The organism is Streptomyces blattellae (assembly GCF_009709555.1).
GTDB lineage: Bacteria > Actinomycetota > Actinomycetes > Streptomycetales > Streptomycetaceae > Streptomyces > Streptomyces blattellae.
In genome coordinates, this window is sequence record NZ_WJBG01000163.1 from 1 (window position 1) to 15108 (window position 15108).

Below are 15108 nucleotides of genomic sequence, written 5' to 3' on the forward strand. Positions count from 1 at the left end.
ACACCGTTGTATAGGCGATGTCGGCTCCAAGCTCCTGCTGAAGCCGCGTCAGGATCCGCTTGACGGTGTGCCGCTGCTTCGGCGGCGCGTCCAGATCTTCCAGCAGCCACTGGTCGATCGTCTTCTTGAACGGCTCCAGCCGCGGTGAATGCCGCCGCGGCGTCCGCCGCGGAGCAGGCACGGTCGACGACAGAGCCTCCCGCACCAGCCGACGGTGCACCCGGTACTTACGCGCCAGCGCACGTACCGACAGGCCCTCCCGCCACGAGTCACGCCGTATCAGCAGGAACAGTTCTTCCTTCGTGGACGCCACCCGGCATCGCCCCCTCACGGCGGCCCACACCGAGCGTGTCAGTTCGGGCCACCAGGGTGGGGCCAACTCAAGCCGAAACAACCCCCGAACGCTCCCGTGCGCCCCGACAGTGGGGCCAGTTCGGACCGAAAAAGTGGGGCCACTTCAAAGCGTTAATGCCACCGCCCGATGACGCGGTAGGGGCCTATGCGGCGGGGATCGCCCGGGTGCACCGGCTGGATACGGCTGGACACAAAGGCTCCTCAAAACATGATCAGCGGCGCCTATCGGCCGGCGGGTGCTGCATGTTATCGAGCGAGCCCGCCCCCTCCGTCTCGCATGCCCAAAGCCCGGCAGGCACCCTGGCCGTGTCCACGTCGCGCAGGACGGCACCGTTTCGTTGGTGCGGATCTAACGCCGCCCGTGGGCAGGTCGAGATCTGACTCACCACCCCTTGATACGACGCCGCCCGTACCCACGCCCGTCGCCTGCTGACCCATGCTGCACAGCTGCCGCACGGCCATTGACCCGGTTCTCCCCTGTGGGAACTGCGTCACGCCTTGATCACCGCAGCGACCTCGGCGCACCGGCTCTATTACGTCGAGGCGGGTGGGAGGAGGCGGTCCAGAACGGCGTCGTGTTCTTGGAACACCACCCGCCCCACGTCGTGCAGTTCGCGGGCGAGTTGCGGGTCGATGCCTTCGGCGGGGAGCGGTCCCAGCAGCACTGCGGACGGGTGGGTTCCGGCGTCGTGGAGTGTGGCCAGGTCCATGGCGATGAGTCTGGCGCCGTACAGGCGGGCGACGGTGTGCGCGATGCCGAGCCCTGGCCCGTCCAGGTCGCCTGCGTACTGCAGCGCCACGCCCTGGTCGACGGCGAGTTGCAGCAGGGCGTGGTCGACGGCGCGCAACTGCCCGCTGGTGCACGCCAGTGGCGCGGTGTGGCCGCGGGCGAGGGCGGCTTCGAGGACGGAGGGGTTCTCCACCACGGTGAGCACCTGGGTCGGGTCCAGACGCGGGGGAGTGCGGGTCAGGTCGAACAGGTGCAGCGCGACTGGGGCGGCGGCGTCGCGCAGGCGCCGGTCGACCGGTCCGTCGCCTGTGGCCTGGACGTGGTGGAGCAGCACGGTGGCGGTGAGCCGGTCAGGTACCACTCCGGTCTGCTCGAGCAGGGCGCGGATTCGGTCCGGCCGTGTCGGCTCCACCTGTCCGGTCAGTTCGGCGACCAGTGTGACGAGCCGGCTGCCGGCGAGGGTGTCGAGGTCGAAGAAATGGGGGTCGCCGGCGGTGTCGTGGGCGAGCTTGGGCAGTGAGACCGGCGGTTCGGCCGGCAGCCGTGTCACCACGGCGGCGAGGGCGTCGACCAGCTTGCGCACCCCTGTGCCTTCGTCGACGCCGATCCCGGCGGCGCGCATCCGCGCGACCAGCCCCGGACACGCCGGCAGCTGTGCGGCCGCGTACTGCCACACATCCTGGCGCAGCGCCGTGTCGCTCGTGCGCTGCCGCGCGCGGTTGACCACCGGCCGTCCCACAGCCTGCTCCACCAGTGCCACCAAGTCCTGCGGTTCCAGCCGCAGTACCTCGCGTAGCGTTCGCACCGGTACTCGCGCCCCGCGGGCGTCCACGACCACCGCGGAGGTGCCGCGCCGCAGCCGCCCTGCGTCGTCCAGCCACGCCCGCAACGCCGCTACCCCTGCCGGCGGCAGACCGGTCACCCGCACACTCGCCATTGCTGCCGGATCCGTCCCTGCGCACAGCCGGTCGTGCACGGCGGCCCACAGCGGGGCGAGTGCCTCATCGGCCGCGACCCATTCCCATGTCGTGCCCATCAGCCGGCGATCCCATCGTCGAAGCCCGGGCCGAGGTCCAGCGTCAGCGGCTGCGCTTCCCCGTGGCCCTGCCACAGCCACGGCACAGTCACGCGGTGCTTCCCGCTGGTGATGACCTGGTGGATGACGACCTGCCCGGCCTCCTTCTTGATCACTGGGGTCATCGACGGTGCGGTCGCCAGCACGTCGAACTCCCACCGGCGCAGCAGTCCCAGCATCTGCCGAAGGTTCGCGTCGTCGAACGCCGCGTCCAGCTCGTCGATCGACAGCAGCCGCGGCCCGCGGTACTCCCCGCTGTACATCGACCACGCGGCCGCCAGGAGGGGCAGCATCGTGGCCAGGCGCCGTTCCCCGGTCGACAACGTCTCCAGCGGGTTCATGCCGCGCGGCTTGACCTCCTTGAAGCGGTCACCGTCTCCGTCGCTGAACGAGGAGTGTGTCACCGAGATCGTCCACTCGTGCCAGGCCCGGTAGTCGAAGGTGTGCGCGACCCGGTCCGCCCACGTGTCCCCGACGGACTCGTCCATCCGCTGCCGCAGCACGTCATACATCCGCTCGAACATCTCGTCCGAGGGGGGACTTTTCACCAGTTCCACCATGGCCTTCGCGTCCGTGTCCTTGCGCACCGCCCACTCGACCTTCACGCCCACCCGGGCCACCCCGGTGCGCACGTCCGCCAGGGTCTGGCCGATCTGCCGCACCAGTCGCTGCGCGAGATCCTGGCGGACCTGGACGTCGCTCTGCAGCTGGGCGAACATGCTGGTCTTGATGGCCTTCTTGATGTCGGCGCGCAGGTCCCGCTCCAGCTGGGAGACTGCCCCGCGCAGCGCCTCCACCGCTGCGCGCAGGTCCTGGCCGCGGGCGGCGGCCGGGTCGGCGACCTCGGCACGCTGCCAACCGGTGCCCGATACGTTGGTGAGGATGACCTGGCGGTTGAACCGGGCCAGTGCGCTGTTGGCGGTGCGGGCGGCGCCCTCGAGGGTCTTCAGTGCAGCGTCCCGGGCCCGGGACGCCGCGGCGAGCCGATCCGTCCCCACCCCTGTGCCTGGCCCGGTGGGGCGGTCGGCCAGCAGGTGCCTGGCCCAGGCCAGTCCCGCGGTCAGGTTCGCGGGCCGGCCTTCCGGCCCGGTGGAGATGTCCTCGCCGACCAGTGCCAGGCCTTCGTCGACGAGTCGGCCCAACCGGGTGAGGCAGGCATCGCGGTGCTCCTCGGCTGCCTGGCGCAGCGGCGCGACCTCATCCAGCCGCGCCCGGGCCGACGCCGCGTCAGCAGCAGCCTCTTCCTTGGCGCGTTGCAGCTCCTCCACGCGTGCCCGGGCACGGTCGAGCGCACCGGTGACCTCCTGCAGCGAGGCGCGCAGCTCCTCGTACTCGGCGCCGTGCAGGCGCCGCATCTCCTCGACGGCCGCCTTCTCGCGCCCCGCATCCACGGCGGTCTGCTCTGCCTCCCGGGCGGCGTCGGCTGCCAGGGTCCGCCAGCGCCCGGCGGTTGCCGCGTCCTGGCGTGCCCGTCCCGCGAGGTCGATCACCCGCCCTGCGGCACCCCGCCAGGCCTCGACCTGCCGGAACATCAAGGTGGTGTCCTCACGGTGGGCGCCGGCCGCCTTCGGATCCGTGGGCAGCATGGTGCCGCCGCCCGCGTCGGCTGCCCGGTTCAACGCCCGCAGCGCTTGGCGCACGGCCTCGCCGGCCCGGCGGTGCCGCTCGCGCGCGTCGGCCGTGCGCCTGATGGAGTGCTGCAGTTGCTCGCTCGCGTCGTCCTCCTGCTGCTGGGCCGAGAAGACCTGATCCAGCGGCGGGAAACCGGCCTGCTCGGTATCGGCCTGCGCCTGGGCATCCTTCGCCTGCTCCCACCCGGTGTGACTGGCGGCCGCGGTCTGGGCCGTCTCCCGCGCGGTGCCTTCAGCCGTCCGGGCGGTGGTCAGTGCCGTGGCCGCCACCTGTTCGGTGTGCCGTGCATCCTGGACCAGCAGCTCCAGCGCGGCACGGCGCCGTGCGGCAGCCGCGTCCAGGGCGTGCAGTGCCTGCGCCAGCCCGTGTTCGGCCAGGCGGATGTCCTGAGCGGATTGGTTGCGGGTCTCCTGCAGCGCCTGGAGAAGGCCCTGCCACCTCTCGCGGGCCTGCTCCCACCCGGCGGGGGAGGGGAAGTGGTCCCGTTCCGTCGCGGCGGCGTTCACCCGGGCGCGGGCACGCGCGGCTTCCTCGCGTGCCCGGTGCAATGCGCCCTGAGCCTGGTCGAGTTGTTGCTCCAGGCCGGCAACGTGCTGGAGCCGGGCGCGTTCGCGGGCACTTCGCCCGATGAACCGCGCCTGGTAGCCGTCCGGCGCGACCGCGGTCGCCACCGCGATGGTGACTTGATCGCCCGCCGACGGGTCCAGGGGAATCGATCGCAGCAGCTGGTGGACCCGCTCGGGGGCGATCCGGCCCTGTGCGTCGGGCCGTAGCACGTCCGCCAGACTCGCCCCCGACGCCACCGCAGCTCCCGGGCGTAGGGTCACATCCCCTGTCACCGCCTGCCCGTCGGCGCGGACCAGTGCGTCCAGCAGGCCACTGACCAGCAGAGCACCCTCGAGGCGATCTCTGGCCTCGTCCGTCAGGTGTTCGGCGAAGTCCACCAGCGCCCACAACGGGGTGCCGTCCACGGGCTGACGGCTGCGCCACGGCGGTGCGGGTGGCACCGGCGCCGCTTGCTGGGCCTGCTCCAGTTGCTGCTCCAGGTCACGGACCGTCTCCTGCGCGAGTCCCGCTGCTTGGTCGGCGGCGTCCACCGCACGCTGTAGCTGCCCGGCGGCCGTTGCGTGCGCCCGCTCCAGGGACACCTGGATCTGCGCGACTGTCTGCGCGGCGTCGACCGTGGCCCCGTCCCCGGCCGGCTCCGGCACCATGCCGACGTCGATCAGGACCGCGTCACGCCGCCACACGCCGACCAGGCCCTGCCACTGTTCCCATGCTGCCACGGCCGCCGATCCGGCCCCGTCCGCTGCCTCCTGAGCCTGCGCGACGGCGGCCTCCGCCTGTGCAACCTGCCGCCGGTGCGTCTCCTGGTGCTGCTCCCGGGCCTCCTGCTCGGCCGCGTCCTGCTCCCGGGCCTCCGCCTGCGCCCCGGACAACGCCTGCGCGGCCTGCTCGGCCGCGCCGCGTTCCTCCTCCCACAGCGTGCGTGCCTGCCCCCATGCCTCGGCCGCCTGCTCGGCCACCGCGCGGTCCGCGGCCGCCTGCCGGTGGTGCCCTGCCGCGTCGATCCTCGCCCGCGCCTCGCCCGCGACCTGAGCGAGCCCTGCTGTCAGCTTCCCGACGGGCAACCGCTCCCCGTCGCCGCGACCGTCCCGTACGAGCAGTTCGAGGGCGGGACCGCGCAACTCCACTGCCGCGTCCGCCCACTGCCGCATCTCCTCCAGCAGCGTGTCCTCGGCACGCGCCCGCGTCCTGCCCGCCTGGTCGGCCGTGGCCCGGTCCGTTTCCTCGATCCCTTCGGCCTCGCGCAGATCGGCCGCCGCCGCGACTTCCAGCCCCTGCGCCGTTGCATGGTCGCCGAGCGCGGCTTCCACCTTCCGCAACTGGGAGAGCCGGGTGTCCACCCACGCCAGCGGCGCCGCGCACGCCTCATCGACCACGCTTGCGGCCACTGCCGTGGCCTCGGCCGCCACCAGCCGCTCGTCGAGGGCGAGCAGTCCCTCCAGGGCCGCATCCGCGCCCAGCCGGCCCCCCACCACCCGCAGTGGCCCGGACACCGCCGACACGGCGCCCTGCGCCGACCGGACGCCATCCGCCGACTCCCGGGCGGCGCCCTCAGCCCGGGAAGCCTCGCCACCGACCTCGTCCGACCGTTTGGCCGCCGTGCGGGCGGCAGCGGCCAGCTCGACCGCCCGCTGCTCACGCTGCGGAAGGACCGCGCCCGCGTGCCCACGCAGCTCCTCCTCCGCAGCGTTCTTGCGCCCCTCCAACTCCCCGATCTCGGCCCGTGTCCCGGCCAGCAGCTCTACGGCCTCGGCTTCCCGCGCCCCGGCCTGCTGCGCCTCCTCGCTCGCCTGGCGCTCACGCCTGGTCTGAGCGTCGAACCCGGTGTTTGCCGCGATCAGCGAGGCGGCCTCGACCACCGCCACTGCCTCCACATACCGGCGATACGTCCGCTCCGCGCCCTGCAGCAGCTTCTCTTCCGCCCGGGCACGCTCCAACTGGTCCTCGAGCTCGGAGATCCGCTCCATCGCCTGAGCGATCACCGTCAGCCGCTCGCTGTCCAGTGCAGGCAGTGCGCTGGACAGCAGCCGGCCCATCTCGGCCGCGGAGATCGCCTCCGCAGTGCGCACACTGCGCAGGCTGCGCAGCACCCCCACCAGCGCGTCGAACTGCACCTCGTCCAGCGGAGCGAACAACTCCTCGCGCACCGCCCGCCGGTAGTCGTGCTCGTCCCCGACTACCCGCAGATGCTCCGACAACCGCGCCCGGTTCGACGCTGCAGATGCAGCGCTGGAGGTGAAGGCCTGCCCCTGACAGGCAGCCAACTGCGCTGCGAGGTCACCGATCCGCACCGGCTCCCGGTCCACCTGCAGCCGCAGCTGCTCCCCGACCCGGCCCCGCGCCAGGAAGAACACCCGGTGCACCGCCTTGCCGACTGCCCTCAGCCACAACCCGGTCGTCACATACTCCACAGCCCCGCCATCGGTGCGCCGCCCGTACTCCAGCCACCACACCCCCGTGCGGTCCTGCTGCTCGTCCCGGTCGGTGTGCCGGCTCAGCAGCGTCCCCGCCGCCTTCCCCGACACCGACAAGGCAGTCTGCGACACGTCCGCGTCCAGCAGCACCGTGACCAGCATCGACGCAGACAAGGACTTCCCCGACCCGTTCGGCCCCGCGAGTGTCAGCCACCCGTTGCCGAAGAGCAGCTCCTCCTCCGCCCAGGCCCAGGAGTTCACCACCCCGGCCCGCGTGGGCTGCCAGCGGCCCTGTGCGACCGGCACCCCCAGCCCGACGCCTTCGGCCCCGACGGGCCCGTTTCCGGCGATCCTCACACATCCCCCTCAGCCGGTTCCACACCGGACGCCTCGCCGGGCTCCGGCCCCGCCGCGCTGCGGGCGGCGTGCGCCACCCGCACCCGCCACAGGTGCACCCCAGGCGTCGCCTGCCACTGCTCCGCCTCACCCACCACCGGCACCAGCAGCCGCGCCGCTGCCAGCTCACCGATCGCTGCCCGTGCCAACGCGGGAAGCTGCGCCTTGTGACCGGCCGCCCAGTTCGGCATCACCGCCCGCACCCCCTCCAGCAGCTCCACCACGTCGCCCACCTGCACCACCGAACCGGCCCGGTCCCGCTCGGACAGATGAGCCAGCAGCGCCAGCGCGGCCTGCCGCTCCATCCGCCGCCCGTTGGGGAAGTCCATCGCGGTCCCGAGCCCACTGGGATCGGTGACCTCCCACCAGTCCCGGCGCACTGTCACCCCCAACCCCAAGCCGGCCAGCAGCGCCAGCCCCCGCTCCCGGCCGGCCAGCGTGTGCAGGTACGCCGTCCCCGGCGTCTGCTCGTCGAAGGGATCCACGCCCGGGTCGTCCACCAGCCGCCGCAGCGCCTGCAGCCGCCGCTCCTCCACCGTCGCTGCCTGGTCCGGCTCCGGTGCCACCGGGTCGAGCAACGAAGCGGTCGACAGTGCCGCCGCGTGCTCCTGCGGGGGCACTGCGTCCAGGCCGAGCAGCGCGGGGGACAGCGACGAGAACCGCGCCGCCAGCCGGTCCCTCGAAGCCGTCACCACAAGGTCAGCGTCCTCGTCCACCACGACCCGCTCCAGGTCGGAGTCCGCCTCCACCGAACCCTCGGCCTCCAGCACCTGCAACGCGTCCACCAGATTCTGCCGGTGCCAGCGGGCCTCCTGCTTCGACGTCCCCTCCCCGGCCACCCACTGCACCCGCGGCAGCCCACCCGCGGCAGCCTCCTCCGCGCACACCTGCGCGAGCGCCTGCATCAACTCCCGCACGCTCAACCGCGGCCGTCGCCACAACTGCTCACACACCAGACACACCAGCACCAGCGCCTCCTGCGACAGCAGCACCGGACGGCCTCCGCCGCGGGCCACCGAAGGTCCCCGGTCACCAGGGACATCCACACGCCGCTTGTGCAGCCGGACCAGCTGCGCCACCTCCAGCACCTCGAACGTCCAGCCCAGTTCCGACCGGAACAGCCCCGCCAACGCGGCCTGCCCCTTCACCGCTGCCCGGTACAGCTCCGGCTCAGCCTCGGCCCGGAGCCGTCCCCGATCCACCAGCGCCCGGGCCGCATCCCGCAGATCGGCCTCCAGTACCTCGCCACTCATGCCGCCCCCCGCGCGACCGCTTCGTCGGCCCGCTCGCTCGCATCGACACGGATACGCAGATCCGGGCCGGTCAGCACCCCTTCGGCCAACTCCACCCGGACCTGCCGGTCCGCCACCCCCGGCCGTACCCGCACCACGACGTTGGCCCCTTCGGCCACCGCGGACCCGAACCCCAGCACCGGGTCGAACTCCTGCAGCGCCGCCTCGACCGCCCGCAGCAAGATCACCGAGGCATCTGCCGCCAACCCTGCGAAATGCTCCAACCCCACCTCTCCAGGCGTCACCAGCACTCGGGCAAACCGGCGGCGCAGCTGCGCCTCCTCGTGTGCCAGCGCCAGCGCGCTCTCCCGGTCCACGGTGGTGTCCGCCAGCTTCCGGGGCCTGCCACCAGGTCTTCCCACCCGCTCATGCTCACGCAGCGTCACTTCTACGCGGTGCACGGTGAGTCCGGCCGCCGCCACCGTCGCATGTGCCACGTCTTCCTCGGCGGGCCCGATCTGGGCGTGCCACGCTGGCCAGTCCCCGAACGCCGCGCCGTACACGCGCCGCGCCTGCTCCTCGTCGCCCTGCCGGTGCAGGCTACGTGCCACGGAGCGGAAGTCGGCTCCCAGATCCGCACCCCGTCTCCTGGCCGCGTACCGCCGGTCGATCGCGATCAGGAGCGTGTGCACAGCACCGGTGGCCGAAGCGATCAGCCGGTAGACCGTCCCGTCAGGCGTGAACCACGCCTCCAAGTCGGCCAAGCGACGCGTCCGCTCGTCCACCCAGCGTTGCTGCTCGGCCGGATCCACCAGACCCGCGTGCACGGCTGCGGTCTCCACGACCGGACCGTGGCCCACCTCCCGCAGCGCTGTCAGCGCGTCTCCCACCCGCCGCAGCGCCCGCCCGTACTCCCGCGGGAACTGCCGCAGTGCCTCAAGCACCCGGTCCCGGTTCCTGCCGAACACGTCGTCGTCGGTGACATCGGACTGGACCATCTGCGCCAGCGCACCGTAGAAGTCGGCCGTCACCCGTTGGAGCTCATCGATCCGCGTCCGCACATCATCGAGATCACCCGTCAGCAGCCCAGGATCGCTCTGGAAATGCTCCAGCATCCGGCGGACCGTCTGCTCCACACCGTCCAGCAATCGGCTCGGCAGCTGCAGTGCACGACGGGAGTCCAGCACCGCTGCCCGTACGGCGGCCACCAGCGCCCGGCCCCGCAGCGTCAGCGCCCAGGCCTCCTGCCGCGAGATCACCCCGCGGTAGTTGCGCACCGGCGCCGCATAGTCCCTGAACGGCTTGGCAAGCTCCCACTTGGCCAGTTGCTCAAGCGACGACAGCAACTGCTCCTCGGACAGCCCATCGTGGTAGCCCACGATGTGCAGCTGCTCGAGGATCTGAGCCGGTGTCCACATCGGGCCGCGGGTGGACAATTCCTCCAACGCGGCCAGCAGGGCCGTATAGCGTTCCCGCACCAGGTCCTCGGGCAAGGCGAACACGGTCCAGTCGCTGGACAGAACGCTCCGCCACCACTGTCGCGATTGATCCATACCGCCCCCTCGTACGCTCCCCGCGTGCACAGAGTTTCCTAGTCTGAAGGCCACCACTGACAGATCCCCCACGAACCCGGAATAACGGCCGTTTTACACCAGACGCAAAGTGCCACCCACCAGCACTTTCCCGTCCCGGCCGTCCACCAAGGCAGACGGGAAGGCTGCGCGCCCGGGCATTCCGGATATGGGGTGCTGTACGGGCATCATGCGGCGACGCGGTGTTGAGCGAGTTTGGCCAGCATGACCTGGTTGGCCTCCCACCCGTCGGGGAACTTGGCGCGCACGGACAGATGCACCGGGTCCATCGAGGGGTGGCTGTCGAGGAGGTCGGTGATGCCTTCGCGGGCGACGACGATGCATGCCTGCCGGTGGCGGGAGGTGAGGACGCACAGCCGCCCGGCCTCCAGGTGGAAGGCGGTGGCGTCCCGGCGGCCGGACAGCGGGTGTACGACGACGACGACTTCGAACTCGCGGCCCTGCAACCGGTTTGCGGTGTCCACCGCCACGCCCCGCGCGCGGGGGTTCCCGGTCCGGGCGAGTGCGGCCCGGACCAGGTCGGCCTGGTCGCGGTGGGCGACGCCGATGGCGATGTCACCGGCGTTCAGGGGCCGTCCGTCCGGGTGGCGCTCGCAGGTGGCAACCGCTCCGCGGATCAGCAGCCGGGCGGCGAGATCGGCGGCGGTCCGGAGGGTCTCGGTGTCGGTGCGCGGTACGTGCCGGCGGGGCAGTTCGTGCAGGGCCCAGCCGGTGGTGAACGCCTTGGTGAGGGTCTCGTCCAGGTCGGTGCGGGCGAACCCGGTGGTGCTGAACTCCAGGGCGCGGGTGGCCTCTTCGGTTCCGGCGGTGAAATGGTTGAAGGGGTAGAACGCCTGGGCGATGGTCGGTGCGGCCGAGGCGGGCAGGCGCCAGGACACCGGAAGCCGGTGCACGGGGATGCCGGGGTTGTGTTCCAGCATCACGCTGACGCCGTTCTGCGTCGGGTCGTGCGGCAGCCCGATCCAGCGTTCGGTGCCGACGATCGTGAAGGGGTCCAGCTGGCCGGGGTCGCCGACGAACAGACCGCGGTCGAAGTGTTCGACGATCTGCAGCAGCATGTCCGAGCGCATCTGGTAGGCCTCGTCCAGAATGGCCCAGCCGAACGTGGTGGCGTCGCGGACGGTGGCCCACTTGGCGGCGGTACCGACGACGATCCGGCAGCCGGCCAGATCAGCCAGGGTGTGCCCGATCGTGGTGTTCGTCAGCTCGCTCAGGGACTGCGGCGGGCTGTAGGTGCTTGCGCTCAGACGGCCGAGGGGAAGGTCGGGATGCTTCTCGGCGAGCCGCTCGATCAGGTCGTCGACCTGGTTGTTGGTCTGGGCGACGATGATCGGGCGTTCGCCGCCCGCCGTGAGTTCCTGGGCGGCGTCGATCACCAGGGTGCTCTTGCCGGCGCCCGGCGGGGAGTCGACGACGACGGCCCTGTGCCGGGAGTCGGCCAGGTCGGCCAGGATCGCCGCGGTGGCGGCGCCCGCAGCCGCGGACGCGTCGAACGCGGTGGTGTCGTCAGTCGTCATTGCCCCACTCCTCTGCGGCGGCGTCCTCGGGTACGGCGGATTCGATGCCCGGCCCGTCCGGGCCGGCACTGTGCGTCCACGGGGTGTGATCGGACACCGGGAATCGTGGCTCCGGGCGCCACCCCGGGTCGGGCAGGTAGTCGATGCTCTGGCCGAGCTCCGGCACCGTGCCCGGCTTCGGGACGACAGAGCGCCCCATCCCGCCGGTGACCTCCACCATGACCAGCGTGGCGTCCCCGTCGGGGAGGACGGAGACGATCACGGCCTTGTGACTGGTCGGCATGGTTGGGCTGATCAGCGTGGTGTCGGCGGCCAGCCGCACGGGATCCTCGGTGCGGACGGTGACCCGCGGCCGTGGCACCCGCCTGTTCTTGACCGTGGTGACCGTCCGGCCGGATTCGGTCTCCACGACCGTCCCGGCGAACGCCTCCCCGGCGCTACGCCGGTCGGCCCGCACGAACCGGTCGTCGAACGCCGTCTCGGACTCGAAGTCGGCCAGCGCGCGTTCCAGCCGGTTTAGCCTCCGGGCCGCGCCGATCGCGGTGTCCCGCTTGCGCTGCGGAAGGCCCCCGGCGTCCCGGTCGTCGGAGTAGCGGGTGAAGGCCGCGCAATCGCGTTCGAAGCGCCTGGCGGTCTGCGGAGCCTCGGGCACGGACCGCAGCAGCGATATGGCCTCCCACACCATGCGCCAGGTGGGCTGGATCTGCCCCGCGATCAGCTCCCGCAGGTCGGACTCGGCGGTGGCCAGCGCACGCGGGTCACCGAGGGCGCGGGCTGTGTCGAACCGTCTGATCGCCGGCGCCAGGTCGCGGTTGTCGAACTCGGGGGAGGTCGTCGGGCCCGCTGGCGGGCACACGTCCGGGTTCTCCGCCTCGGCCATGGCCTGCTCGACGCTCAGGCCCGCCGGGGGAGCGATCCAGGCCATCAGGGAGGCGAGGTTCTGGTCCTCCAGCGTGCTCTGGCCGGTCGCCCAGTGCTCGGCGAGCATTCCGGTGACGGGCAGCAGAAGGGAGGTGCCTGCCTGCTCGGCCCTGTCGACCAGGAACGTCAGCCACATGCCGAACTCGGGGACGACATCCGGCACCGCGTGAGGACCGGACGTCGAGCGGAAGCGGCACATGCGTCCCAGATCGGCCAGGGCCTTGACGCCGCCGGGGTTGGGCACCAGGACCTGCGGAGCGTCGGTGTACAGGGAACGCTCGTCTTCACCGCGGCGGTTGTGACGGAAGGAATCGATGTAGTCCACCACGATCCGGCCGAGGCCGGCGGCGAACGCGAACCGCTGGTCCCGGTTGCGGGGCTGCGGCACGACCAGCAGCGTACCGTTCCTCCTGGCGGAGCCGACCATCGCGGCCAGGGGTGCCCCGGCCTCGCCAGCCATGGCCAGCGGGACGATCACCAGCGGCCGGCCCGACAGACGCCGGTGCCGGAACTCGGTCAGCGGCACCGCCCGCATCGACTCCATCGCCTGCACATGCGCCAACGCCGACAGTATGCTCACGCCGCACCTCCGAGGCCTTCCAGTTCGGCGCGCAGCCGTGCTGCGTGCCGCAGGGCGTCGGCCATCTCGGACTGGGCCTCGCTGGGCTGCAGTTCGCCGTGGGCCAGTCCCATCACCATGGTCGTGGTGTCGATACCACCGAACTGCTCGCGCACCACCGGCCCGAGGACATCCAGCGAGGCCTCCGCGCGGGCACGGCTGCGGCAGTAGAACGCCATCTCGCAGTGGTTCAGGCAGTCCGGACGGTAGGTTACGAGGACCCGATCCAGCGATGCGGCCAGTTCCCCGGCCGGGCGCCGGGGCCGTTGCTCCTCATCCAGGTCGAGATCGAAGGTGAGGCCCTCGGGCAGCAGGTCCACCAGGTCGCCGATGCGCGCGATGCGGGCCAGCTGGCGGCTCAGTGCGGCCACCTGCTTGCGGGCGTCGACGAACGCCGCGGTCGGCCGGTTGGTGAAGTCCTTCGGCGCGACCAGCACGACCGTGTCGGACACGGCCTGCCCGTCGATACTGGCCCGCGCGAGCAGGTCGCGCAGCGCGATGATGTACGCGCACGCCTGGGTGGTCGCCGCCCGCACCTGCGTGGGATCGGCCTGCCCGTCGAGGATCGGGAAGCTCTTGATCTCCACGATGTGAAAGCGCCCGTCGATACGGAAGGCCACCAGGTCCGGCTCCAGGAACGCCTCGTGCCCGCCGACCCGCAGGCGCAGCATCGGATGGTCGAACAAGGTGCCGTCACCGTCACCCCGGGCAGCCTGCAGCAGGACCTGTGCGGTGCGGTCGTGGCGCACCGCGGCGCGGCCGTCGCCGCCGACGTTGTTCAGGTCCTCGTACCCCACCTCCGGCAGCGTCAGCTGCAGGGTCTCGCGCAGGACCCGTACCAGCTCCGCGCAGCCGTTGTCCTTCACCATCGTCTCGAAGGCGTTTCCGCGCGCGAGGGCGAAGACGGACTGGCCGAAGGGCGAGGGGTGGCCGGCGTGCGCGGCGATCGCGGCCTTGTCGGAGCCGGAGGCGTCGAGCAGCGCCCGCAGCGTGCAGCGCGGGTTGTTCTGCAGGGCCGCCAGCGACCGGGCGTTGTAGTCCAGGCGCTTCGCGGATCCGCGAAGCGCGGCGAGGCGTTCGTCGACTGGTGCATTCACGGTCTCGTAGATCCTTGCGGGGGAGAAGGGACTGCTGAGCGTCAGGAGTCAGGCCCGGGCCGTCCGCAGGTACGTCACGCCCTGCGCGGGCGCGCCGAACAACTGCTGGTCGTCCTTGAGCGACTTGCGTGCCCGCCGTGCGGCCTCCGCCCGGGCGGCGCGGTCGGCGTCGGCGTGCACGTCCAGCTCGGCCCCGGCGGCGTCGATCACCTGCTGCGGGTCCATCGCGCTCTCGTGACCGGCCACGCTCCTCGGCAGGGCGTCGGGGATGTTCACTGCGAAGCGCCACAGCAGCCGCAGCGCCTCCGGACCGGGCCCGCCGGCTGTGGACTCGGCCGAGGTGCGCACGGCCTCGGCGATGCGGATCGCGCTGGTGAGGAAGTCCACGCGCGGCGACAGCGGGCCGATCACTCGCTGGTCCAGTGTCCAGGTGCTGATGGTGATGAGCGCCCGCACCGGCGTCAGCAGGTCGTGCGCCAGTGCCGGGCACAGGTAGTACGGCCGGGCGCCGGGGCTGGACCGGTAGGAGCGCTCCTCGTCCCGGCGCAGGCTGGAAAGCTTGGACGCGGACAGCTCGCCCGGGAAGAACGCCTCGTGCACGCCGACGATCAGTTTGGGGGCGGCCGGGGTCCCGAGCAGCATCAGGGCACGGTGGACGTGCTCGCGCGCCGGGAGCTGTGACCCCCGCGCGGCCGGAGCCGCTGCCGGTACGGGGTGAGGCGGGGCGGTGGCCGGTTCGTCGGCGTCGACGAGGGCGTCCCAGGCCCGCTCGGCGCGGCGCAGTTGCATCCGCAGCTCGCCGGCGCGCTCGGTGTCACCGGCGGCGGAAGCGTCGCGGATCGCGCGGCGCAGGGTGCTGATGCTCTTCTCCAAGGCGTCCAGCGGATCACTCATGCCCCAGAGGCTACCAGAGTTCCAGAGCTTTCCAGACTTCTTCCCGAGATCCGGTGTACAGTCGGCGC

The 15108-nt window shown here is 72.0% G+C and carries 8 protein-coding genes and 1 pseudogene; all 9 read right to left on the bottom strand.

Annotated features, from left to right (window positions below; genetic code table 11):
• Positions 1 to 313, bottom strand: a pseudogene (locus tag GFH49_RS20650) (IS21 family transposase); the annotation flags it as partial.
• Positions 314 to 887: 574 nt separating this feature from the next.
• Entirely contained in the window at positions 888 to 2120 is a 1233-nt protein-coding gene (locus GFH49_RS20655; RefSeq protein ID WP_155057576.1) for a DUF2399 domain-containing protein, read from the bottom strand.
• Positions 2120 to 7129 (bottom strand): SbcC/MukB-like Walker B domain-containing protein, encoded by a 5010-nt coding sequence (locus GFH49_RS41015; protein WP_155057577.1) that lies wholly within the window; start codon positions 7127 to 7129, stop codon positions 2120 to 2122. The genes GFH49_RS20655 and GFH49_RS41015 overlap by 1 nt, the downstream gene beginning before the upstream one ends.
• Positions 7126 to 8421: a DUF2398 family protein gene (locus tag GFH49_RS20665; protein WP_155057578.1), complete on the bottom strand. Its 1296-nt coding sequence runs from the start codon at positions 8419 to 8421 to the stop codon at positions 7126 to 7128. Before GFH49_RS20665 ends, GFH49_RS41015 begins: the two co-directional genes overlap by 4 nt.
• On the bottom strand, positions 8418 to 9953 hold the full coding sequence (locus GFH49_RS20670; RefSeq protein ID WP_155057579.1) for a DUF2397 family protein: 1536 nt from the start codon (positions 9951 to 9953) through the stop codon (positions 8418 to 8420). The genes GFH49_RS20665 and GFH49_RS20670 overlap by 4 nt, the downstream gene beginning before the upstream one ends.
• A 206-nt stretch (positions 9954 to 10159) precedes the next feature.
• Positions 10160 to 11509 (bottom strand): AAA domain-containing protein, encoded by a 1350-nt coding sequence (locus GFH49_RS20675; RefSeq protein WP_155057580.1) that lies wholly within the window; start codon positions 11507 to 11509, stop codon positions 10160 to 10162.
• Complete coding sequence (locus GFH49_RS20680) at positions 11499 to 13010, bottom strand: hypothetical protein (RefSeq protein ID WP_155057581.1); 1512 nt, start codon at positions 13008 to 13010, stop codon at positions 11499 to 11501. Before GFH49_RS20680 ends, GFH49_RS20675 begins: the two co-directional genes overlap by 11 nt.
• Complete coding sequence (locus tag GFH49_RS20685) at positions 13007 to 14146, bottom strand: hypothetical protein (RefSeq protein WP_155057582.1); 1140 nt, start codon at positions 14144 to 14146, stop codon at positions 13007 to 13009. Before GFH49_RS20685 ends, GFH49_RS20680 begins: the two co-directional genes overlap by 4 nt.
• A 48-nt stretch (positions 14147 to 14194) precedes the next feature.
• A complete protein-coding gene (locus GFH49_RS20690) occupies positions 14195 to 15040 on the bottom strand; it encodes a hypothetical protein (protein WP_155057583.1) in 846 nt (281 codons plus the stop codon).
• Between the last annotated feature and the right edge of the window lie 68 nt (positions 15041 to 15108).

Excerpts from the sequence above, each read along its gene's own strand:
- GFH49_RS20675 (WP_155057580.1), bottom strand. The coding sequence starts at position 11,509 with ATGACGACTGACGACACCACCGCGTTCGACGCGTCCGCGGCTGCGGGC.
- GFH49_RS20665 (WP_155057578.1), bottom strand. The coding sequence starts at position 8,421 with ATGAGTGGCGAGGTACTGGAGGCCGATCTGCGGGATGCGGCCCGGGCG.
- GFH49_RS20670 (WP_155057579.1), bottom strand. The coding sequence starts at position 9,953 with ATGGATCAATCGCGACAGTGGTGGCGGAGCGTTCTGTCCAGCGACTGG.
- GFH49_RS20690 (WP_155057583.1), bottom strand. The coding sequence starts at position 15,040 with ATGAGTGATCCGCTGGACGCCTTGGAGAAGAGCATCAGCACCCTGCGC.
- GFH49_RS20655 (WP_155057576.1), bottom strand. The coding sequence starts at position 2,120 with ATGGGCACGACATGGGAATGGGTCGCGGCCGATGAGGCACTCGCCCCG.